Annotated in this window: 17 protein-coding genes; 3 read left to right on the forward strand and 14 right to left on the reverse strand. The window is 63.6% G+C overall.

All coding sequences use genetic code 11. From position 1 onward, the window contains the following. Window positions 1–12 precede the first annotated feature (12 nt). From UNPA324_RS14295 to UNPA324_RS14335, 9 genes are all read right to left on the reverse strand, one after another. Entirely contained in the window at window positions 13–852 is an 840-nt protein-coding gene (locus UNPA324_RS14295) for an aldo/keto reductase (protein ID WP_128916918.1), read from the reverse strand. 8 nt (window positions 853–860) lie between these two features. Next, a complete protein-coding gene (locus tag UNPA324_RS14300; protein ID WP_141938869.1) occupies window positions 861–1,757 on the reverse strand; it encodes an SMP-30/gluconolactonase/LRE family protein in 897 nt (298 codons plus the stop codon). Window positions 1,758–2,040: 283 nt separating this feature from the next. Then, on the reverse strand, window positions 2,041–4,746 hold the full coding sequence (locus UNPA324_RS14305; RefSeq protein WP_128916917.1) for a nitrate reductase: 2,706 nt from the start codon (window positions 4,744–4,746) through the stop codon (window positions 2,041–2,043). 27 nt (window positions 4,747–4,773) lie between these two features. Then, window positions 4,774–5,991 (reverse strand): NAD(P)/FAD-dependent oxidoreductase, encoded by a 1,218-nt coding sequence (locus UNPA324_RS14310; RefSeq protein ID WP_164935914.1) that lies wholly within the window; start codon window positions 5,989–5,991, stop codon window positions 4,774–4,776. Between the two features lie 10 nt (window positions 5,992–6,001). After that, window positions 6,002–6,430: a globin family protein gene (locus tag UNPA324_RS14315; protein ID WP_141934950.1), complete on the reverse strand. Its 429-nt coding sequence runs from the start codon at window positions 6,428–6,430 to the stop codon at window positions 6,002–6,004. Between the two features lie 122 nt (window positions 6,431–6,552). Beyond that, complete coding sequence (locus UNPA324_RS14320; RefSeq protein WP_141934951.1) at window positions 6,553–7,932, reverse strand: MFS transporter; 1,380 nt, start codon at window positions 7,930–7,932, stop codon at window positions 6,553–6,555. A gap of 339 nt (window positions 7,933–8,271) precedes the next feature. Next, window positions 8,272–9,066: an ABC transporter ATP-binding protein gene (locus tag UNPA324_RS14325; protein ID WP_128916913.1), complete on the reverse strand. Its 795-nt coding sequence runs from the start codon at window positions 9,064–9,066 to the stop codon at window positions 8,272–8,274. 13 nt (window positions 9,067–9,079) lie between these two features. Continuing rightward, a complete protein-coding gene (gene ntrB, locus UNPA324_RS14330) occupies window positions 9,080–9,976 on the reverse strand; it encodes a nitrate ABC transporter permease (protein ID WP_141934952.1) in 897 nt (298 codons plus the stop codon). Between the two features lie 62 nt (window positions 9,977–10,038). Next, the gene (locus UNPA324_RS14335; protein ID WP_141934953.1) at window positions 10,039–11,358 is read right to left on the reverse strand and encodes a CmpA/NrtA family ABC transporter substrate-binding protein; all 1,320 of its coding nucleotides are present in this window, start codon (window positions 11,356–11,358) and stop codon (window positions 10,039–10,041) included. A 682-nt stretch (window positions 11,359–12,040) separates the two neighbouring features. Here UNPA324_RS14335 and UNPA324_RS14340 point away from each other — a divergent pair. Both UNPA324_RS14340 and UNPA324_RS14345 read left to right on the forward strand, forming a co-directional pair. Further along, on the forward strand, window positions 12,041–12,880 hold the full coding sequence (locus tag UNPA324_RS14340; RefSeq protein WP_128916910.1) for a formate/nitrite transporter family protein: 840 nt from the start codon (window positions 12,041–12,043) through the stop codon (window positions 12,878–12,880). A gap of 60 nt (window positions 12,881–12,940) precedes the next feature. Further along, window positions 12,941–14,677, forward strand: coding sequence for a bifunctional protein-serine/threonine kinase/phosphatase (locus UNPA324_RS14345; RefSeq protein WP_181769397.1), 1,737 nt, complete (start codon window positions 12,941–12,943; stop codon window positions 14,675–14,677). Between the two features lie 54 nt (window positions 14,678–14,731). Here UNPA324_RS14345 and UNPA324_RS35955 read toward each other — a convergent pair whose 3' ends face one another. Both UNPA324_RS35955 and UNPA324_RS14350 read right to left on the reverse strand, forming a co-directional pair. After that, window positions 14,732–14,854, reverse strand: coding sequence for a hypothetical protein (locus UNPA324_RS35955; protein WP_283810244.1), 123 nt, complete (start codon window positions 14,852–14,854; stop codon window positions 14,732–14,734). Window positions 14,855–16,018: 1,164 nt separating this feature from the next. Further along, window positions 16,019–16,936, reverse strand: a complete 918-nt coding sequence (locus tag UNPA324_RS14350; RefSeq protein ID WP_141934955.1) for an intradiol ring-cleavage dioxygenase — start codon at window positions 16,934–16,936, stop codon at window positions 16,019–16,021. Between the two features lie 166 nt (window positions 16,937–17,102). On the opposite strand from UNPA324_RS14350, the gene UNPA324_RS14355 reads away from it, so the two are divergent. After that, a complete protein-coding gene (locus UNPA324_RS14355; RefSeq protein WP_128916907.1) occupies window positions 17,103–18,377 on the forward strand; it encodes a serine hydrolase domain-containing protein in 1,275 nt (424 codons plus the stop codon). A gap of 66 nt (window positions 18,378–18,443) precedes the next feature. Here UNPA324_RS14355 and UNPA324_RS14360 read toward each other — a convergent pair whose 3' ends face one another. The 3 genes from UNPA324_RS14360 to UNPA324_RS14370 form a co-directional block, all read right to left on the reverse strand. Then, a complete protein-coding gene (locus tag UNPA324_RS14360; protein ID WP_128916906.1) occupies window positions 18,444–19,763 on the reverse strand; it encodes a TRAP transporter large permease in 1,320 nt (439 codons plus the stop codon). Next, entirely contained in the window at window positions 19,760–20,275 is a 516-nt protein-coding gene (locus tag UNPA324_RS14365) for a TRAP transporter small permease (RefSeq protein WP_128917180.1), read from the reverse strand. Before UNPA324_RS14365 ends, UNPA324_RS14360 begins: the two co-directional genes overlap by 4 nt. 84 nt (window positions 20,276–20,359) lie before the next feature. Continuing rightward, window positions 20,360–21,358: a TRAP transporter substrate-binding protein gene (locus tag UNPA324_RS14370; RefSeq protein ID WP_128916905.1), complete on the reverse strand. Its 999-nt coding sequence runs from the start codon at window positions 21,356–21,358 to the stop codon at window positions 20,360–20,362. Between the last annotated feature and the right edge of the window lie 34 nt (window positions 21,359–21,392).

Consider the following 21,392-nt stretch of genomic DNA (forward strand, 5'->3'; position numbering starts at 1 on the left):
GATATTTGTGCATTACAGCATCGGCAGGCTGCGCGGTTTTGGCCCGCGCGGAAACGCCGCATCGAGCGCCGCAATCTCGTCTTTCGTCAGCACGAGATCACCGGCCGCCGCATTCTCACCGGCATGTTCGGCCGATGACGCCTTCGGGATCGCGAACACCGTAGTTGCACGGGTGAGAAAGCTCAGCGCGACCTGTCGCGGCGTCGCGCGACGTGCCTCCGCGATGCGCGCCAGCACGGCACCGCCCTTGCTGCGCGCATCCGGGAAGTCGTCGTGCCCGAACGGCGAATAGGCGACGACGGCGACGCCATGCTTCTCGCACCACGGGATCACCGCGTGCTCGATCGCGCGCTCCTTCAGATGATAGAGCACCTGATTGCAGGCGATGCGGCCCTCGCCGGAAACATCGAGAATCTCGTCGAGATCGTCGGCGTCGAAATTGGAGACACCCCAGGATTTGATCTTGCCTGATGTCACCAGGTCCTCAAATGCAGCCACCGTGTCTTCCAGCGGATAGGAACCGCGCCAGTGCAGCAGATAACAATCGAGACGGTCGGTCTTGAGCCGCTTCAGCGAGCGCTCGCAGGCCGTGATGGTTCCGCGGCGCGAGGCATTGCTCGGCAGCACCTTGGAGACCAGGAACACCCCATCGCGACGTCCCGCGATGGCATCGGCAATGACGAGCTCCGCGTCGCCGTACATCTCGGCGGTGTCGATATGCGTCATGCCGAGATCGAGCCCGCGCTGAAGCGCGGCAATCGCGTGGCTGCGGTCGCCGTGGTCGAGATACCAGCTGCCCTGCCCGATGACGGAGACATTGGCGCCGGTCTTGCCGAAGGGGTTTGTGTTCATGTCTGAGCTCACAGTCCGCTGATGTCCGCCACCAGCACGCTGCCGGTCGACGACTCCGTGATATAGAGACGATCCTTGCTGGCGCCACCGATCGCGACGTTGGTGCAGTTCGGCCCCGCGCACGACTTGATCCGCGCGATCAGTTCGCCGTTCGGCGCGAACACGAAGACGTGGCCGAGCGAGGCGTGGCCGACGAACAGGCGGCCCTTCGCATCCATCGTCAGGCCGTCGGGACCGCTGGTGCCGAACAGCGAGCAGAAACGGCCGACCTTGGACACGCTGCCGTCCTTCATGAACGGCAACCGCCACACCGCATTGTCGCGCGTCATCGCGACGAACAGCACAGTTTCGGTCGGGTCGAGCACCAGGCCATTCGGGCTGATACCGGTGTTGATCAGGCAATCGAGCCGGCCATTCGATGCCAGCCGATAGACCCGGCCACTCGGGTCATGCAGGCCAGTCTGGCCCTGATCGGTGAAATAGATATCTCCGTTGGACGCCAGATGCAGATCGTTGCACCCGCGAAACGATTCCGAATTGCGCGCCGTCAGGACCGGCGTCATGCGGCCGGCTTGGGCATCCAGCTCCATGATGCCGTGCATGTAGTCGGCCACCAGGATGCGGCCATCGGCGGCGATCTTCAGCCCGTTCGGCCATCCGTCGTATTCGACGACCTGCGACCACTCTCCATCAGGCGCGATGCGGAAGATGCGGCCGAAGGGAATGTCGACGATGTAGAGGTTGCCATCCTTGTCGAAGGATGGCCCCTCGATGAAACTGTCAGTCGGCACATTCGGCCGGTTGGCGTCGGCCCATTCCGTCCGCACGCCTTTGCGGCGGAATCTGTCGGGCATCGCGGAGAAGAGCCTGGTTTCGATCAGGCGCGGCGGCGTTTCCAGATACATCATTGTTGTTGTGTTTGTTGGGGGAGAGCGCGCCAGCATAGGACACAATCGACGGCGCGTCGATTGTGCAGAGGGCATACCGCTCTCGTGTCCCGGACGCGCTGCAACGCATCAGCGTTGCGGCGCAGAGCCGGGACCCAGAAAAGCCGCGCAACGTTGCAACGTGGGCCCCGGCTCTGCAGCGCACCGTCGAAGGGAAGGTGCGCTGCGTCCGGGGCACGAGACCGTAGTCTCGGCACCCCCCCTGCATCAACACCGTCATTGCGAGCGGAGAGAGCCAGGCCTAACCCGCAACCCCCGCGACCTTCGCCGGCTTCAGTGGCGCGTCGTCCGTCGTCGCGATCAGCCGCTTCAGCTCGGGGATGCAGGAGCCGCAATTGGTGCCGGCCTTGAGCCTGACACCGATCTCGGCCGCCGTGCGCGCGCCGGTGGCGATGGTATCGCAGATGGTGCCGCGGCCGACGCCGAAGCAGGCGCAGACGATCGGTCCGGTCGAGACCGCCCCCTCCGTCGACTTGCCCGATAGCAGCATGCGGCGCTGCTCGTCGGTGACGTGATCGGCCGCGAAGGCACTTCTGACCACCTCCCAATCGCCGGCGTCATGTCCGGGGCCGACGAACAGACAAGCCTCGATGCGATCACCTGCGAAGGCGGCAGCACGATAGATGCCGCCGCCAAGATCGCGATATTCGGCGACGTCCTCGCCGGCGACACCATCGAGCCAGGCCGGCCAGCGCGACAGATCCGCGTTGTCGGCGAACAGATAGCCAAAACCGCCGGCGACCGTGACGCGGGTCCACAACAGATTCGGCGGCAGGTCGAGCTGCCGTCGTGACAGCGCAAAACCGCGGAAGACGAATTCGTAAGGCGCGATCGCGGCAGGCGTCGCCTTGGACTCGGGCTGGCCCGAGAACGGATCGGTGAACGACTGCACCAGTGCCCCGACGCGGCCGTGCGAGGCATTCATCGCGCTCCAGTGGATCGGAACGAAGAGTGCGCCACGCTGCTGGCGGTCACTCACAACCACCTTCAGGATACATTGGCCATAATCGGTGGTGACGCGGGCATAGCCGTCATGGACGATGCTGTATTTGTTGGCGTCATCGGGATGGATCTCGACGAACGGCTCGGGCAGATGCGCGCCGAGCCGCTGGCTCAGTCCGGTACGCGTCATGGTGTGCCACTGATCGCGGATGCGCCCCGTGTTGAGCCTGAGGGGGCGCGAGGCACCGGTCTCGCCGCGCAGCGAGGGCACCTCCGGTGCAACGAAGCGGCCCTTGCCGTCATTGGTGAAGAAGCCGCCGCTCGCGAAGAAACGCTCTCCGGGCGCCCCGCCTTCACGCACCGGCCATTGCACCGGCTTCAAGGCGTCGAAGGCTTCGTCGGAGAGCGAGGTCAGCGCGCCAATGTCGAAATCGCGGTTGCCGTCGTTCTCGAACGCCGAGAGCGCAGCGTGCTCGCGAAAGATGTCGGCGGCGGATTTGTAGTTGAAACTATCGCCGAAGCCGAGACGCTTTGCGGTCTCGCACAGGATCCACCAATCGGGGCGCGCCTCGCCCGGCGCCGGCAGGAACGAGCGCTGGCGCGAGATGCGGCGTTCGGAGTTGGTCACCGTGCCCGACTTCTCACCCCAGGCGAGGGCCGGCAGCAGCACGTGCGGACCCGCCTCGACCGTGTCGTTGGACAAGACGTTCTCGGAGACCACGAACAGCTCGAGCTTCTTCAACGCCTCGCGCACGAAGTCCGCATCGGGCAGCGACACCGCGGGATTGGTGCCCATCACCCAGAGCGCCTTGACCTCACCGCGATTGATGGCCTCGAACAACTGCACCGCCTTCAACCCTTCATGGGTGGCGATGCGCGGCGCCTTCCAGAACCGCCTGACACGATCGATGTCCGGCGGCGTGAAACCCATATGCGCTGCCAGCATATTGGCGAGGCCGCCGACCTCGCGGCCGCCCATCGCATTGGGCTGACCGGTGAGCGAGAACGGCGAGGCGCCCGGCTTGCCGATGCGCCCGGTGGCGAGGTGGCAGTTCAGGATCGCGTTGACCTTGTCGGTACCCTGCGCCGACTGGTTGACGCCCTGCGAATAGAGCGTGACGACGCGCGGCGTGTCGCGAAACATCTTGAAGAAAGCGGCGACGTCCTGCTCGGACAGGCCCGAGGCAAGCGCCGTCGCGCTGACACTGCCGGCGATGCTCCGCGCGCGTACCAGCGCGTCCTCGAAGCCCGACGTATTGTTCGCGACGTAGTCCTTGTCCAACGCGCCGCTATCGACGAGATCAACGAAGAGCCCGGAGAAGAGCGCTGTGTCGGTGCCCGGCTTGAGGCCGAGAAACAAGTCGACGTCATCGGCGGTATCGGTGCGGCGCGGATCGATCACGATCATCCGCGCGCCCCGCTCCTGCCGGTTCTTCAGCATGCGCTGGAACAGTACCGGATGACACCAGGCCGCGTTCGAGCCGACGAAGACGAGCAGATCGGCCTGGTCGAGATCCTCGTAGCAGCCGGGCACGGTGTCGGCGCCGAAGGCGCGGCGATGGCCGGCAACCGACGACGACATGCAGAGCCGCGAATTGGTGTCGACATTCGCCGTGCCGACAAAACCCTTCATCAGCTTGTTGGCGACGTAATAGTCCTCGGTGAGGAGCTGGCCGGAGAGATAGAACGCGACCGCATCGGCGCCGTCGCGGGCCACGATGTGCTGCATGCGATGGGCGACGTGGTCGAGGGCATCGCTCCAGGCGACGCGCTCCAGCACGCCCTTGCAGCGGATCATCGGATAGAGCAGCCGGTTTTCCAGTCCGACGGTCTCGCCGAGCGCCGAGCCTTTCGAGCAGAGCCGGCCGAAATTGGCGGGATGATCAGGATCGCCCGCGATTGCCGCGCCGCCCTTGCCGTCGGGCGTCGCCAGCACGCCGCAGCCGACGCCGCAATAGGGGCAGGTCGTCTTGGTGGCGCGGAGCGAGGGATCGATTGCCGTCATGTCGAACTGCCTTGTCAAGCTGGCCTGTCACGCCGCCTTGGAGGGACGCGCGAGCGCGCGGCCGAACATCATGTCGGTGCGGATCGCCGCCACCTTGTCACGATTGCGGATCAGCTCGAGATACCAGAGCGCATCGACGGTATCGCCGATCAGCACGGCACCGGTGAGCCGGCCGGCCGCGATCACGAGCTTCTTGTAGGTGCCTCGCCTGCGGTCGGTCAGCACCAGGCTCTCGCTGCCCTCCCCGCCCATGAAGTCGCCGGCGGAGAAGACGCTGACTCCGGACACCTTCAGATTGGTCGAGACGACGCTGCCCTGATAGGCGGCGGGCCGGCCGGCCAGATGCCGCGCCAGCACCCGCGCCTGCTCATAGGCGGGCTCGACCAGGCCGTAGCAAGTGCCGCGATGCTCGGCACACTCGCCGAGCGCAAAAATGTCGGACGAGGAGGTTTGCATCACGTCGTTGACGACGACGCCGCGGTTGACGGCGATCCCCGCCTCTTTTGCCAGCGCGACGTTCGGCTTGATCCCGGCAGCGAAGATCACGGCGTCGGCCTCGATACGGCTGCCATCGGCAAGCTCGACGGCCTCGACATGTCCATCGCCATGGATCCGGGCGGTCGAGGCGTTGAGCAGGATGCGGATGCCTTTGCGCTCGACCAGCGTCTTGAGCAGATCGGCGGCCGGCTCGTCGAGCTGGCGCTCCATCAGCCGGTCCATCAGATGCAGCAGCGTCACCGGCGCGCCCGCCTTGGCGAGGCCGTAGGCCGCTTCAAGTCCGAGCAGGCCGCCGCCGACGACGACAACGCGCTTCTTGGCCGCGGCTAGCGTCAGCAAAAGGTCGACGTCGCGCGTATCGCGAAACGTGTGCACGCCGGCGAGATCGGCGCCCGGCAAATTGAGCCGCAGCGGCGTCGAGCCGGTGGCGAGCACGAGCTTGGAATATTCCATGCTCTCCTCGCCCTCGATCTTCAGCTCGCGGCGGCCGGTGTCGATCTCGGTGACGCGATAGCCGTAGCGCACGGTGACGCCGCGATGGCGCCACCAGTCGGCCGGCCGGAGCTCGATCTCGTGCGAGCCGGTCTCGCCGGCCAGCACGGATGAGAGCAACACGCGATTGTAAGCGAGCCGCGGCTCCTCGCCGATGACGGCGACCGCGTAGCGGCCGAGCGCGGTCTTCGCGAGCTCGTCGACCAGACGCGCGGCCGCCATACCGTTACCGACGATGACCAGCGGTTCACTCACGAGGCATCTCCTATTCAGCGGCCTGCGGCTGTGCGCCGTAGGCTTCAGACATCATGTAGCCGGACAGCACGCCGTAGGCGTCGGTCCAGGCCGTTGCCAGTTCGGGCGTCCAGGCTTCGCCAAGACCCTTCTCCAGGGTCCACAGCAGGGTCGCGCCGACCACCGGATAGTGGTCGGCCGTCGCGCCATAGGCGACGTGACGCTTGGCGAGCGCCGAGGCAGCGGGAAGAATCGAGTCCAGGTTCGACAGGCCGCCGACGACGGCGGCGAGCATGCCCATCAGCTTCTTGCGCTGCTCGGTCATGTCCTCGGGAAACATCGCACGCACGGACGGCGCCACCTCGAACAGACGATCGTAGAACAGCACCGCGGCCTGCTCCGATATCGGCGCGACCTTGGCGAAGCTCTGCTGGATGAGGGTGATCTGTTCTGGCGTCATGATGTTCTCCTGTCTGTTTCGGTCTGCCTTCGTCCGCGCCGTTGCGGAAAAAGTTCATGGATCAAACGTCATCAGAGAGACTTCTCCCCGCGTACGGGGAGAAGCGAGATTCGTACCAAGTGCTAGACCCTTGCTTCGGCAAGGCTTGAGGCGCCTTCGCCCTGCGGGCTGCGACGCAGATAGAACCACCAGGTCAGAGCGAGGCAGGTGGCGTAGAAGGCGAGATAGATCACGAGCGCGAGCTGCGGCCCGCCGGTCAGGGCGATCGACTTGCCGAAACCGGTCGGGATCAGATAGCCGCCGACGGCGCCGATGGCGCCGATGAAGCCGACCGCCGCGCCGCTCTCGATGCTCGCCGTCTTCAGCGCCAGCCCGCGCGCCGCATCGCCCTTGCCGCGCACCTTGAACAGGTTCTCCTCGCGGAAGATCGAGGGGATCATGCGATAGGTCGAGCCGTTGCCGATGCCCGTCGTCACGAACAGGATCAGGAACATCGACAGGAAGCCGATGAAATCCTTCTGCCCGACGAAGTAGAGCACGCCGACCGTGGCTCCCGCCATCAAGATGAAGTTCCAGAAGGTGATGATCGAGCCGCCGACCCTGTCGGCAAGCCAGCCGCCGAGCGGACGCGACAGCGAGCCGACCAGCGGCCCCAGGAACGCGATCGAGATCGAGATCGCCGGGAATTGCGTCTTGATCAGGAGCGGAAACGCCGCTGAGTAGCCGATGAAGGAGCCGAACGTGCCGATATAGAGGTACGCCATGATCCAGGTGTGCTTGCGTTTGACGATCGCGAGCTGGTTCTTCACCGACGATTTCGCCGACGTGAGGTTGTTCATGAAGAACACCGCGCCGAACACCGCGATCGCGATCGGCAGCACCCACATCAGGCCGGCATTCTGGAGGAAGATGCCGTCGACGGGCGTGGCCTGGAACAGGTTGAACACAGCCAGCGTCATCAGGATCGGGGTCAGGAGCTGCACGCTGGAGACGCCGATATTGCCGCCGGCCGCATTCAGGCCGAGCGCCCAGCCCTTCATCCTGTCGGGGAAGAAGAAGGAGATGTTGGTCATACTGGAGGCGAAGTTGCCGCCGCCAAGGCCGGCGGTCGAGGCGATCAGCAGCATCAGCCAGAACGGCGTGTCAGGCTGGCTCACGAAATAGGCAAGCGACAAGGTTGGAATGAACAGGATCGCCGCACTGAAGATGGTCCAGTTGCGGCCGCCGAAGGTCGTCACTGCGAAAGTATAGGGAAAGCGCATCAGGGCGCCGATCAGGCCCGGCACCGCGACGAGCTGGAACAGCTGGTCGGTGGTGTAGTGGAAGCCTGCCTGCGGCAGCTTGGTGGTGACGATGCTCCAGATCAGCCAGACCGAGAAGCCGATATGCTCGGCCACGATCGACCAGATCAGGTTGCGTCGCGCGATAGTCTTGCCAGTCGCATTCCAGAACGCCTCATCTTCGGGGCGCCAGTCTGAAATCCAAGTCGGATTCTTCGTCATTGAGTATCCCTTTCAGGCTCACCGCTGCGTCGTTGCAGGCTCGGCCTCCGGTCACGGAGGCGCGCTCCGAGGCTTCACCCCGGTGGCGAGTTCACGATGCTGATTGATGATGTTGAGGGACGTCGTCGTTGGCGTCGCGCAAAGACGTTTCAATTTCCGTGCCAGTTGCGCGCACGCTGGAAATACAGGGATTTCAGAACGTTATTCGTGTTGCCCGAATTTTTCGCAGGGTCTTTTCGCACGGTAAATTTGCGATTCGCTCAATCCTTGTGCGACGCACAAGGATTGAGCGGGATGTCGATTATTTGGGCGCACGCGTCGGTCGCGTTAACTTCCGGTTTACGCGGCCTCGACGAAGCGATGACGCTCGTAGAGGAATTCGAGCACGCGCTGGCGGCACTTCAAATAGATGCCGTTGGTGGCAAGCTCGAGCCGTTTGCGCGGCCGTGCCAGCGGCACCTCCAGCACCTCCCCGATGCGCGCGCTCGGCCCGTTCGTCATCATCACGATGCGGTCGGACAAGAGCACGGCCTCGTCGACGTCGTGAGTGATCATCAGGATGGTGTTGCCGAGCTTTTGATGCAGCGCCATCACCGAGTCCTGCAAGTGCGCGCGGGTCAGCGCGTCGAGCGCGCCGAACGGCTCGTCCAGCAGCAGCACCTTCGGCTCCATCGCCAGCGCCCGGGCGATGCCGACGCGCTGCTTCATGCCGCCCGAGATTTCCGACGGGCGCTTGTCCCTGGCATGGGCCATCTGCACGAGGTTGAGATTGTGCATGACCCAGGCGTCGCGCTCGGCGCGGGACTTGGTCCTGGCGAAGACCTTGTCGACGCCGAGCCTGACGTTCTCGTAGACGGTGAGCCACGGCAACAGGCTGTGGTTCTGGAACACCACGGCGCGATCGGGCCCCGGCGAGTTGACCTCGCGGTTCTCCAGCAGCACGCCGCCCGTGGTGGCGCCGGTCAGACCTGCGATGATGTTGAGCAAGGTCGACTTGCCGCAACCGGAATGGCCGATGATCGAGACGTATTCACCTTTCTCGATCGTCAGGTTGATCTCCTTGAGCACCTCGGTGGTGGCGGCGCCGCGGGTAAAGACCTTGTCGATGTGGTCGAGCTTCAGATAGGCGGTCATGTGCCCCTCTCCTTCAATTCTGCGCGGTGCCGCGGGTGACGACCTTGCCGAGGCCCGCGATCAGGCGATCCAGCACGAAGCCGATAATGCCGACATAGAACAGTGCCAGGATGATCTCGCTGATATGCGAGGAGTTCCAGGCGTCCCAGATGAAGAAGCCGATGCCGACGCCGCCGATCAGCATTTCCGCAGCGACGATCGCGAGCCAGGACAGGCCGATGCCGATGCGAAGGCCGGTGAAGATGTAGGGCGCCGCCGCCGGAATCATGATCTTGGAGAAGAACTCGAGCGGATTGAGCTGCACCACCGCGGCGACGTTGCGATAGTCCTGCGGGATGTTGCGGATGCCGACCGCGGTGTTGATGATGATCGGCCAGATCGACGTGATGAAGATGACGAAGATCGCCGACGGCTGGCCGTCGCGGAACGCGGCGAGCGACAGCGGCAGCCAGGCCAGCGGCGGTATCGTGCGCAGCACCTGGAACAGCGGATCGAGCCCGCGCATCGCCCAGACCGACTGCCCGACCAGCACACCGAGCGCGATGCCGGCGATCGCGGAGAGCGAGTAGCCGAAGGCGACGCGCTGCAGACTGGCGGAGAGATGCCAGAACAGGCCCTTGTCGATGCCGCCATGGTCGAAGAACGGATCGAGGATCAGCTCCTTTGTGTCCTTGAACACTCTCGACGGCGGCGGCAGCGCCGAGCCGGCACGGCGGCAGATCAGTTCCCACACCAGCGTCAGCAGCGCGATCACGACCAGCGGCGGGATCATGCGAACCGCGGTCTCCCTCGCCATGCGCGCGTAGGCTTCAGTGCGCGGCGGCCGTTTCGGCGTCATCGCGACGACCGGCGCAGCGGCTGCAGCAGGCATCGCAGTCTCAAGCTCGATCTTCGTGGCAGGCATATTCATCGCTATCTCTCTCCGGCTTCGCAAGGACGATGCGGCCGCCCCGGGGCGGCCGCAGGGCTCCATCAGACTTCGACGCGCTTGATCGCGAGCGACTTCAGATAGGCAGCCGGATTTTCGGGATCGAACACCTTGCCGTCGAAGAAGGTCTCCTTGCCGCGCGAGGTCGAGGCCGGAATCTCGGCGCTGGCCACGCCGAGCGTCTTGGCCGCATCGCGCCACATGTCCTCGCGATTGACCTTGGCGATCAGCGCCTTGGTGTCGAAGCCAGGCTCGTACTTGCCCCAGCGGATGTCCTCGGTCAGGAACCAGAGGTCGTGGCTCTGGAACGGGTAAGAAGCGAAGTCGCGCCAGTACTTCATGATGTGCGGCGAGTTCTCGACCACCTTGCCGGGGATGCCGTAGTCGAACTTGCCGGCGCTGCGGTCGAGCACGTCCTCGACCGGGCAGTTCATCCACTGCCGCTTGCCCATGATGGCGGCAAGTTCGGCCTTGTTCTCGGCCTTGTCGGCCCATTGCTGGGCTTCCATCACCGCCATCAGCAGCGCCTTGGCCGCCTTGGGGTATTTGTCGACGAAGGCGGCGCGCATGCCGAAGGATTTTTCCGGATGCTTGTTCCAGAGCTCGCCGGTGGTGACAGCGGTATACCCGATCTTCTGGTGGATCAGTTGCAGGTTCCAGGGCTCGCCGACGCAGAAGCAGTCCATGGTGCCGACCTTCATGTTGGCCACCATCTGCGGCGGCGGCACCACGATGGTCTCGATGTCCTTGTCGGGATCGATGCCGCCGGCCGCGAGCCAATAGCGGAGCCAGAGGTCATGGGTGCCGCCGGGGAAGGTCATCGCGGCTTTCACCGCCTTGCCGGACGCCTTCTTCTTCTCCAGCGCCGCCTTGAACGGCGTCGCGTCGACGCCGAGCTTGAGGTCGGCATATTCATTGGCGACGGAGATGCACTGGCTGTCGAGATTGAGCCGCGCCAGGATGTACATCGGCGTCGGCTGGTTGTTCTGCGTCACCTTGCCGGCCGAGATCAGATACGGCATCGGGGTGAGGATATGCGCGCCGTCGATGCCGTTGCCTTCGGAGCCGAGCACGAGGTTGTCGCGCGTGGTGCCCCAGGAGGCCTGCTTCTGCACGTCGGTGTCGGGCATGCCGTATTTGGCGAACAGGCCCTTGTCCTTGGCGACGAAGAGCGGGCCGGCATCGGAGAGCGCGATGAAGCCGAGCTTGGCGCCCTTGACCTCGGGGCCTGCGTCCTGAGCGAAGGCGCCGGCGGGGAAATTCAGTTTTGCTGCGGCGAGAAGTGCGGCGGTGGAGCCGGTGGCTTTCAACAATTGACGGCGGCTGAGGCCCGTCTCCGAGGGCCGGCGGGTGCGCTTGGTCATAGGCGGTGTCGTCCTTTGCGTCGTTGCAGAATTGATTGGCGTCAGTGCACACGAGCAGCCCGTCCGTCCGGCGGCGCCATCTTTGGCGCATGCGAACGCACGACGGGGGAGACCCCCGTCTGGTGGCGTCGGCAAGTCGGATGAGAAGTCTCGCGGGACGGCTTCAATGGCGTCGGCAGGGAACCATTCAAGCTTCATGCCAAGCCCTTCATCCCTAAAAATGGCGAATATTGAAGGGGTTACGGCGGCCGCGCCGAACTGCCGCAGAGCGGTTCCGCATGGGAAATTTGCGACCTGCTCAATTCTTGTGCGCCGCACAAAGATTGTGCAACAGCCCAGGCAAAGGGCCTCGGAACACACCGCCCGGGGACTAAGGCGCGATCTATGATATTGATATCGCTTCGTTTTTTATTGCGCCTTGGAACGGCACGCGACTTGCATTCCCTTGTCGCGTCAACGAAGACTGCGGCTTGCCGCATTGTTTGCAGCCTCTGGCGGCTGCAGACCGGAAGCTCACCTGGTTCGCGGCCCTCGCCGGCTCAATCCTCGTGACGCGATTCCCAAGGCTTCCAGACTTTCCATAGCCCTCGTGCGCGGCAGGCCAGCCCGCACGGCCAAAGACGTTCAGCCGCGCTCTCTTAGAGGGTGTGTCGATCTCACTTACGAAGCAAAGGAACCATTGATGTCGTATCTCGCGCCTTCGGAATTCGTCACCAAGATGGTGGATGCCGGCGAGTCCAAGATCTTCATGTCCACCCGGGATACCATCATCCGTGCCTACATGGCCGGTGCCATCCTGGCATTGGCGGCGTGGTTCGCCGTCACGATCAACGTCAACACCGGGCAGCCGATCATCGGCGCACTGCTGTTTCCAGTCGGCTTCGCCATGCTCTATTTGCTGGGCTTCGACCTCCTGACCGGCGTGTTCGTACTCTCGCCGCTCGCCCTGATCGACAAGCGCCCGGGCGTTACCCTTGGCGGCGTACTGCGCAATTGGGGTCTCGTCTTCATCGGCAACTTCGCCGGCGCCCTAACGGTGGCCTTCATGATGGCCTTCGTCACGACGTTCGGCTTCACGCAGGCCCCCGACAAGGTCGGCACGGTCATCGGCAATATCGGTGAGGGCCGGACCCTGGGCTATGCCGCGCACGGCGCGGCGGGGATGGCGACGCTGTTCATGCGCGGCATGCTCTGCAACTGGATGGTCTCGACCGGCGTGGTCGGCGCCATGATCTCGACCTCGGTCCCCGGCAAGGTGATCGCGATGTGGATGCCGATCCTGGTGTTCTTCTACATGGTGTTCGAGCATTCCGTCGTGAACATGTTCCTGTTCCCGTCGGGCCTGATGCTCCATGCCAAGTTCTCGATCCTGGACTATCTGATCTGGAACGAGATCCCGACGGTGCTCGGCAACCTCGTCGGCGGGCTCGCCTTCACCGGCCTGACTCTCTACGCCACGCATGTCATGACCCTGCCGAAGCGCCAGGTCGACAAGGCTGCGAAGCCCCGCGTGGCCGCCTGATCGAATACGTCTCGACAGGGGAGCCTTGCCCGAGCAGGGTGAGGCTCCCCTCTCCTGGTGATGGCGAAGATGCGCGGACTCCTGATTTCGGTCGGCCAGCACTCCGACAAGGGCCGCAAGCCGGTCAACCAGGATTTTCACGGCGTTCTGATTCCGGAGGAGCCGCTGCTCGGCCTGAAAGGCATCGCAGCGGTCCTCGCCGACGGCATCTCGAGCAGCAGCGTGAGCCAGATCGCCAGCGAGTCGGCGGTCAAGAGCTTCCTGATGGACTATTACTGCACGTCGGAATCCTGGACGGTGAAAACGTCCGCCCGCCGCGTGCTCGACGCCACCAATTCCTGGCTGCACGCCCAGACGCGCAAGAGCCAATATGCCTATGACCGCGACAAGGGTTATGTCTGCACCCTCAGCGCCATGGTCATCAAGGCGACCACCGCGCACATCTTCCATGTCGGCGACTGCCGCATCTACCGCGTCGCCGGCAAGGCGCTCGAGCAACTGACCGACGATCACCGCATCATCGTGTCGTCGGAGCAGACCTATCTCGGCCGCGCGCTCGGCATCAATCCGCAACTCGAGATCGACTACCAGGCGTTCGAGGTCGAGGCCGGCGACACCTTCCTGCTGGCGACCGACGGCGCCTACGAATTCGTCGACGCGCGTTTCGTCACGAGCGCGCTGCACGAGCACGCAGCCGAGCTCGACGGGGCCGCGAAGGCGATCGTCGAGGAGGCCTACCGGCGCGGCAGCGACGACAACATCACCGTCCAGATCATTCGCATCGACGCTGTGCCGCAGCGCGAGCCGGCCGGCATCTTCAATCAGACCTCGGAATTGCCGCTTCCCGCGCTGCCGGAGCCGCGGGCGATCTTCGACGGCTACCGGATCGTCCGCGAGATCCACGGCAGCAGCCGCAGCCATATCTACCTTGCCGTCGATACCGAGACCGAGCAGCCGGTTGCGCTCAAGCTGCCGTCAGTCGATCTGCGCGACAACGCCGCCTATCTCAAGCGTTTCCTGATGGAGGAGTGGATCGCGCGCCGGATCGACAGCCCGCATGTTCTCAAGCCGCTCTCACAATCGCGGCGCCGCAGCTATCTCTACGTCGCGATGGAATTCGTCGAGGGCCAGACCCTGAAGCAGTGGATGACCGACAATCCGCGCCCCGATCTCGAAACCGTGCGCGGCATCATTGAGCAGATCGCCGCGGGGCTGCGCGCCTTCCATCGCATGGAGATGCTGCATCAGGACCTCAGGCCCGACAACATCCTGATCGACAAGACCGGTACGGCGAAAATCATCGACTTCGGATCGGTCAGGGTCGCCGGCGTCGCCGAGGCCGCGCCGCCGGACGAGGCCGACGAAATCCTGGGCACGATGCAGTACACGGCGCCGGAATATTTTCTCGGGCAAGGGGGCTCACCGCGCTCCGACATGTTTTCGCTGGCCGTGATCTGCTATCAGATGCTGACGGGAAAGCTTCCCTACGGCACCCAGATCGCCAGGATCCGCCGCAAGGCGGATGTGCGGCGGCTCAAATATCGCGCAGCCGACGACGACCGCAATGTCCCGGCCTGGGTCGACGGCGCGCTCCGGCGCGCACTGCATCCCGATCCCTACAAGCGGCATGAGGACCTCTCCGAGTTCATCTTCGAGCTACGCACGCCCAATCCGGCCTATCTCGACACGCGGATCACACCGCTGCTCGAGCGCAGCCCGCTGATGTTCTGGAAGCTGACCTCGGCGGCGCTTGCCTGCGCAGTCGTCGTGCTGCTGGCTCTGCTGCACGCGCGTTAGGACCTAAGGGCGGAAGCGTCAGGGTCTCCTAAATCAATCATTTGTCGGACGCGTTTATCGCCGCCGACTCTCCGCCAGCGTAATGACGCCCGCAGCCACTAGGACAATGACGATGACCGTGGCAAGCGCCTCCACCGAGACCAGGGTGTCGTACCAGCTGTTCCAAAGCTCAAGCATGCGCTGACCTCTATCGAGCGCACAGCCCACCAGCGCTGACATGCACTCTGTCAAAAGGACGCGTCTCCGCCTACAAGTACAATGCTACGTTTCGTCGCGTGTGTTTTGTTCGCGCGGCAGCGTGACCTGAGCCGGACGCTGCGCGCGAACATAGGTGTGGCCGTCGCGCAGTGAGATCGCCCACGGCCATGTCGAAGATGCCGACTGACTGTGAAGTGGTTTACATTCCTGTGTTCTTGGCCGGGCTAATGTGGCGAAAGCTTCTTATTTGAAGGAGGCATCCAATGTTCGCTGCAATCAAATGGAACTCCCGATATAGCGCTCGCGAATGGGTGATGATGGCTCGAGCGCTGGTCGTCCGACTCCGCACGTCGAATGCAAACCGACAGGACCATGAAACCAAGCCAAGGCGGCCACCCTGGAAGCACTTCGACGACACCCATCATTGGGACGCTACCGCGGAGGAATGGGTTCCCAATCGCGATCGATGATAGTGCAACGCATTGTGCGTTGCGCAGGCGAGATCCGAGGCTTCAAGATTTTTCCCCTGACGGGCCCTGTCGAGCGGTGCGGCCACGTCGACGCGAATGCCCCTGAACGGCGGTATCACGGACCGACGCGGTTGCCTCTAATTCCTGCCCTAATGGGCTTGATCGTAGGCCTGCAGGATCCGCACGAAATCTGCCATACTGGATCGATCTCGGTTTTTAGCCGCAGTCGCAACCTGAGTCTGGGACGCGGGGGCCGGCTGCCAGAACCGCATCAGAAGATCGGCGATGTTTCTCATGGCGTACTCTCTGCACCAACCATGGCGGTAAGCATCAGTTGAGCGGCAAAGCGCCGCTGGATCGGGAGAAGGGCCGGCGGGCACTACGCCGCCGGCCTTGTCCCGCAACTGCCGGCTCGCAGGCCGGTTCCGTTGCTTTGCACTCTGGATATATCGGTAACACCAAGCACTTGGTCGGCGCCATCGCACGCAGGTATGAAGTGGCCATACTTAGGTAGACTTGGGCTTAGGTAGACTTGGGCTGGTGAATCGGGATCAGCCGACCAAGTGTCGGTGTGGTCGCCGGCAGGAAATTAACCGAGCTCCGTGATTGCACCGCTTTCAAGAGCACAGCGGACGTCGTCCGCGCCCAGGCTGCCGCCCTTCCCAGCGGGCCCTCACGCCGGCTCTCCCGCCTTCACTCCCAGCGGCTTCGGCGCCATGCCGCCGCCGGGCTTGAGGTGGAATTCGTAGCTCATCAGGTGCCATTGCCCGTTCGCCTTGGTGCCGTCGGGCATCGTGGGGTCATTGCGCGGCTCGACCTTGGCGACGAGATCGTCCTTGACGCCGAACACCACGTCGGTATCGAGATATTTGTCGCCATCCATGAAGACGTGGGTGATCAGCGGCTCGTAGCCCTTCGCATTGACCAGGAAGTGCACATGCGCCGGGCGCATCGGATGGCGCTTGGTCTGCACGATCATCTCGCCGACCGGACCATCGGTCGGGATCGGGTAGCTGCACGGCAGGATGGTGCGGAAGAAGAAGCGGCCGTCGTCGTCGGTGATGAAGCGGGCCCGCGCCGAGGCGCCGACCTCGTCATAGTTGGCCTTTTGTGAATCGTAGAAGCCGTCATCATCGGCATGCCAGACGTCGACGGGGACGTTCGCGAGCGGCTTGCCCTTCAGATCCGTGACGCGGCTCCGCACGAACATCCGCTCGCCGGTCTGGTTGTTGGGGGAGATATCGGTGCCGTGTGCGGTCACCTTGTGCTCGCCGACATAGAACGGGCCGAGCACCGTGGTCTCCGTGGCACCCTCGCGATCCCTGTGGTTGACGGCATCGACCAGCATGGAGACCCCGAGCACGTCGGACAGCAGGATGAATTCCTGACGGGTGTCGGTACATTTCTGACCGGTTCGGGTCAGGAACTCGATGGCATATTCCCATTCCTCGAAGGTGAGACCTGTCTTGCTCACGTAATCGTGCAGCGACTTCACCAATTCCTGGAGCAGGAATTTTGCCCGCGGGTTCGGCGTGCTGTCGAAGCTCCGCACGACGGCTTCGGTGAGTTCGGTCTCGTTGAACTGGGTCATGATGCTGTGCTTCCCGTTTTCTGCTTTCGGATTCTCGGTTTTCTTGGAGCGTCCAGCCATAGAGGCTACACCAGCAGGCCAGCTGGAGTTAAGCGCAACCGGCTTGGAATAGGAGGGCGATTTCGGCTATCACGCTTACGACAAGAACCGTCCGAGGAACGTTCCCATGCTAGCCCCCACTCCTGCCTCCCCCGAATCCGTCGGCATGTCCCAGGCCGCGCTCGATCGCATCGATGCGCACCTGAAGAACCGTTACATTGATGCCGGCCGTTTCCCCGGAACCCACCTTTTGGTCTATCGTCGAGGCAAAGTGGTTCATAATTCGGTTCAGGGCCTGGCCGATGTCGAGCGCAAGGCGCCGGTGAAGGATGACACCATCTACCGCATCTATTCCATGACCAAGCCGCTCACCAGCGTCGCCTTCATGATGCTGGTCGAGCAAGGCCTCGTCGCGATTGACGAGCCCGTCGTCAAGTACATTCCGGAATGGAAGGATCTCGGCGTCTTCGTCGCGGGCACCTACCCGGCCTTCCTGGCCCGGCCGCCGTCCCGGCCGATGCTGATCGTCGACCTCCTGCGTCATACCTCCGGCCTCACCTATGGCTTCCAGCAGCGCTCCAATGTCGACGCCGCCTATCGCACTGAAAAGATCGGCGAGGTCGAGAAGTCTGGCACACTCCAGACCATGATCGAGGGCCTGGCAAAGATCCCGCTGGAGTTCTCGCCGGGCGAGGCCTGGAACTACTCGGTCGCGACCGACGTGCTCGGCTATCTCGTTGGCAAGATCTCAGGCATGCCGTTCGAACAGTTTCTGAAGTCACGCATCCTCGATCCGCTCGGCATGACCGACACCGATTTCCATGTGCCGGCCTCGAAGGCCCATCGTTTCGCCGCCTGCTACTCGGCAGACCCCGGCGGCGGCATGACGTTCCACGCCGGCCAGCGGCGCGAAGGCTTGACGCTCCAAGATGACCCGGCGACGAGCTCGTTCCTCACCCCGCCCTCCTTCATTTCCGGCGGCGGTGGCCTGTGCTCGACGGTCGCCGACTATCTCACCTTCTGCCGGGCCCTGCTCAACGGCGGCGAACTCGGCGGCGTCAGGCTGATCGGGCCGAAGACGCTGGCTCTGATGACGACCAACCACATTCCGGGCGGCCATGTGCTGCCGGAAGTGTCGCGCTCGCTGTTCTCGGAAGCCACCTATAACGGCATCGGCTTCGGCCTCGGCTTTGCCGTGACGATGCGCCCCGCAGAGACGCTGATCGCCGGCAGCCCCGGCGAATACAATTGGGGCGGTGCCGCCACCACCTCGTTCTGGATCGATCCGGCCGAAGAGCTGATCGCGATCTTCATGACCCAGGTGCTGCCGTCGAGCGCCTACCCGATCCGGCGCGAGCTGCGCAGCATGGTCTACGCCGCGATCACCGAGAGCAACCTTTAGCCAATTGGCTCGATCCCGCGGCAGTCGTCCGCGGGATCGCACTCTGGGAAGCTCATTTGCCAGCGCTCATTTGAGCATTTCCGGCACGATCAGACGCGGCAGGAACAGCGACACGCTCGGCCAGACGATGACGGCCGCGAGCACGAGCAGCATCGGGATCAGCATGATCACCGTGTCCTTTAGCGCATAGCGCAGTCGTACGCCCGCGATCGAACAGGCGATCATCAGACAGAGGCCATAGGGTGGCGTCACCAGTCCGAAGGCCAGCGACACGATGGAAATGATCGCGAACTGGACCGGATGGAGATCGACGGACTTGGCGAGCGGCTCCAGCACGGTGCCGACGATGATGATGGCCGGGATGGCGTCGAGAAAGCAGCCCACCACCAGAAAGCAGAAGGAGATGAAGAAGCCGGCCGTGACGGCGCCCATGCCCCAGGTCGAGACGTTGGCCAGCAGCTCTTGCGGGATCTTGTAATAGGCGAGCAGCCAGCCGAACGCGCTGGCCGTGCCGACGCAAAACAGCGCCACGCCGGCGAGGCGCCCGGTGTCGAGCAAGGCCTTGTACAACTCGCGGGCTCCTGTCTCGCGGTAGAAGAACGCCGAGAGCACCACGGAATAGAGCACCGCAACGCAGGCGGATTCGGTTGCGGTGAACCAGCCGAGCAGAATGCCGCCAACGATGATGAACGGCGTCATCAGCGCCGGTATCGACTTCCAGATCGCGCATCGCATCTCGACCCAGGTCGCCTTCGGATAGGTCGGGTAGCCGCGGCGCACTGCATAGACGTGCACCGTCGCCATCTGCGCGCCCGCGATCAGCAGACCCGGCACGATTCCGGCCAGATACATCGCCGCGATCGATGTGGAGATCAGTCCGCCCCACACGATCATGAGGATCGACGGCGGGATGATGACCGCCAGAACCGCCGACACCGCCGTGATCGCGATCGAGAACGATAGGTCGTAGCCTTCCTTGGTCTGGGCATCGATGAAGATCTTGGACTGGCTCGCCGCATCGGCCGTGGAGGAGCCCGAAATGCCGGCAAAGAACACCGACAGCACGACGTTGATCTGCGCCAGGGATCCCGGCCAATGCCCGACCATCGAGCGCGACAGCGCCACCAGGCGGTCGGTAATGCCGCCGATGCTCATCAGGTTCGCCGTCAGCAGGAAGAACGGCACCGCCAGCAGGATGAATGAATTGTAGGCATTGAAGGTTTCCTGCGCGAGCATCATCAAAGACAGATGCGGCTCGATCAGCAGGATCGGCACGCAGGCAAGGCCAAGCGCGAAAGCCACCGGCACGCGCACGATGAGCAGGCCGACGAAGACTCCGAACAGCACCATCGCGGCCTGTCCGGCAGAGAGTACATTTCCGCTCATCGCCTCGCCCCAACCAGAACGCGCATTTCATCGATGATCTGTTCGCCCGCGAAGACGATCCACGTTATCCCAGCAACGGGCCAGGCGACGTGAATCAGCCAAAGCGGCAGATCGGCCAGCTCCGACGTCCTGTTCCAGGCGAAGCGAGTGAACTCGAGACCAGCCGTTACGAATACCAGCGCCAGCGCCAGCACGCCGAGACGCGCGATGATCCGCACCGCAGCCTCCGACCGCCGCGACAGATCGGGCCACACGTCGACCTCGAAATGCTGCGCTTCGCGCACGCCGACCATGGCGCCGATCATGATCGTCCAGATAAACAGGAAACGCGCCATTTCCTCCGTCCAGATGTAAGAGGGAATGAAGGGCGTGTAGCGTGAGACGATTTGCAGCGTGACCGGAACGATCAGGACGCCGACGCAGGCGGCCAGCAGGAATTCCAGCAATTTCGCATAGGCCGCCGATACGCGGCGCCACAGCGACGGTGTGGACGGGACGGGCATGTCAGGCATTGGGGCTCCGTGCGGCAGCTCATCCGCCACGTCCGGGCAAGAAGCGGGGCTTGCCCGGAGATCCTGTCAGCGGACGCAAAGATCTCAGACGACGTTGATCTTCTCGAAAATGCCTTCCGCGCCGATTTCCTTGGCGTAGGCGGCCATCACGGGGTCGGCGAGCTTCTTCATGGCGTCCCGCTCCTCGAAGGGGACGCGCTTGAGCTTGCCGGCCTTCTCGAGCGTGTCGAGCTTGACGACCTCCTCGCTCGACTCGAGCTGACGGCCGTAATCGCCGGCCTCCTTGCCGGCCTTCATGATCGCGTCCTGCAGATCCTTCGGCAAGGTCTTCAGCGTCTTCACCGAGAAGCAGATCGGCCGGATCGACACCGCGTGCTGGGTCAGGCTGAGATGTGGAGCGACCTCGTAGAACTTCATCGCCTCAACGCCGGCCGCCTCGTTTTCGCCGGCCGCTATCACACCGTTCTGGATCGCGTTGTAGATCTCGTTATAGGCGATCACCGTCGGGCTCATGCCAACCGCCGCGAAGGTCTTCGACCAGATCGGCGCGCCCTGCACGCGAACCTTGAGCCCCTTGAGGTCAGCAAGGTTCTTGAGCGGCTTGTTGGCAAAGATGTTGCGGATGCCGCCGCCGGAATAACCGATCAGGACGACCTCGGCTTTCGCCGCGACTTCGTCGGCGATCGGCGCCAGGATATTGGCTTCGACCACCTTGTTCATGTGATCGATTCCCTTGAACACGAAGGGCGCGTCGATGAACGGAGCCGCCTTGGCGAAGGTCGACATGTGGGCAGGCGAGACGATGCCGTAATCGACCGCCTTGCCCTGCGACATGTACTCGAAATACTGCTTCTCGAGGCCGAGCGAGGAGTTCTTGTGCAGGGTGAAATTGACCGGCTTGCCGTAATATTTCTTCACCAACTCCTCGAACCGGAGCAGCGCCCGGTTGAAGGCATGGTCGTCGTTGAACTGGACTGCGCCGTTCAGCGTGATCGGCGCTTGCGCCTTGAGGATCGACGGCATGCCGAGCGTAGCCGCCGCAGTGGTCGCGCCGATACCAGCGAGAAATGATCTTCGCTTCATCGTCTCCCCTCCCTTTGATGCTCCGACCCTGTCG

Origin of the sequence: Bradyrhizobium sp. UNPA324 (assembly GCF_006658635.1) — a bacterium.
GTDB lineage: Bacteria > Pseudomonadota > Alphaproteobacteria > Rhizobiales > Xanthobacteraceae > Bradyrhizobium > Bradyrhizobium nanningense.

What these genes read in the sequence shown, in the direction of transcription:
- UNPA324_RS14360 (WP_128916906.1), bottom strand. Translation starts at nt 19,763, where the DNA reads ATGAGCGGAAATGTACTCTCTGCCGGACAGGCCGCGATGGTGCTGTTC.
- UNPA324_RS14370 (WP_128916905.1), bottom strand. Translation starts at nt 21,358, where the DNA reads ATGAAGCGAAGATCATTTCTCGCTGGTATCGGCGCGACCACTGCGGCG.
- UNPA324_RS14365 (WP_128917180.1), bottom strand. Translation starts at nt 20,275, where the DNA reads ATGCCTGACATGCCCGTCCCGTCCACACCGTCGCTGTGGCGCCGCGTA.
- UNPA324_RS35955 (WP_283810244.1), bottom strand. Translation starts at nt 14,854, where the DNA reads ATGCTTGAGCTTTGGAACAGCTGGTACGACACCCTGGTCTCGGTGGAG.
- UNPA324_RS14305 (WP_128916917.1), bottom strand. Translation starts at nt 4,746, where the DNA reads ATGACGGCAATCGATCCCTCGCTCCGCGCCACCAAGACGACCTGCCCC.
- UNPA324_RS14340 (WP_128916910.1), top strand. Translation starts at nt 12,041, where the DNA reads ATGTCGTATCTCGCGCCTTCGGAATTCGTCACCAAGATGGTGGATGCC.
- UNPA324_RS14350 (WP_141934955.1), bottom strand. Translation starts at nt 16,936, where the DNA reads ATGACCCAGTTCAACGAGACCGAACTCACCGAAGCCGTCGTGCGGAGC.
- ntrB (WP_141934952.1), bottom strand. Translation starts at nt 9,976, where the DNA reads ATGAATATGCCTGCCACGAAGATCGAGCTTGAGACTGCGATGCCTGCT.
- UNPA324_RS14320 (WP_141934951.1), bottom strand. Translation starts at nt 7,932, where the DNA reads ATGACGAAGAATCCGACTTGGATTTCAGACTGGCGCCCCGAAGATGAG.
- UNPA324_RS14300 (WP_141938869.1), bottom strand. Translation starts at nt 1,757, where the DNA reads ATGTATCTGGAAACGCCGCCGCGCCTGATCGAAACCAGGCTCTTCTCC.
- UNPA324_RS14295 (WP_128916918.1), bottom strand. Translation starts at nt 852, where the DNA reads ATGAACACAAACCCCTTCGGCAAGACCGGCGCCAATGTCTCCGTCATC.
- UNPA324_RS14325 (WP_128916913.1), bottom strand. Translation starts at nt 9,066, where the DNA reads ATGACCGCCTATCTGAAGCTCGACCACATCGACAAGGTCTTTACCCGC.
- UNPA324_RS14315 (WP_141934950.1), bottom strand. Translation starts at nt 6,430, where the DNA reads ATGACGCCAGAACAGATCACCCTCATCCAGCAGAGCTTCGCCAAGGTC.
- UNPA324_RS14355 (WP_128916907.1), top strand. Translation starts at nt 17,103, where the DNA reads ATGCTAGCCCCCACTCCTGCCTCCCCCGAATCCGTCGGCATGTCCCAG.
- UNPA324_RS14345 (WP_181769397.1), top strand. Translation starts at nt 12,941, where the DNA reads ATGGCGAAGATGCGCGGACTCCTGATTTCGGTCGGCCAGCACTCCGAC.
- UNPA324_RS14335 (WP_141934953.1), bottom strand. Translation starts at nt 11,358, where the DNA reads ATGACCAAGCGCACCCGCCGGCCCTCGGAGACGGGCCTCAGCCGCCGT.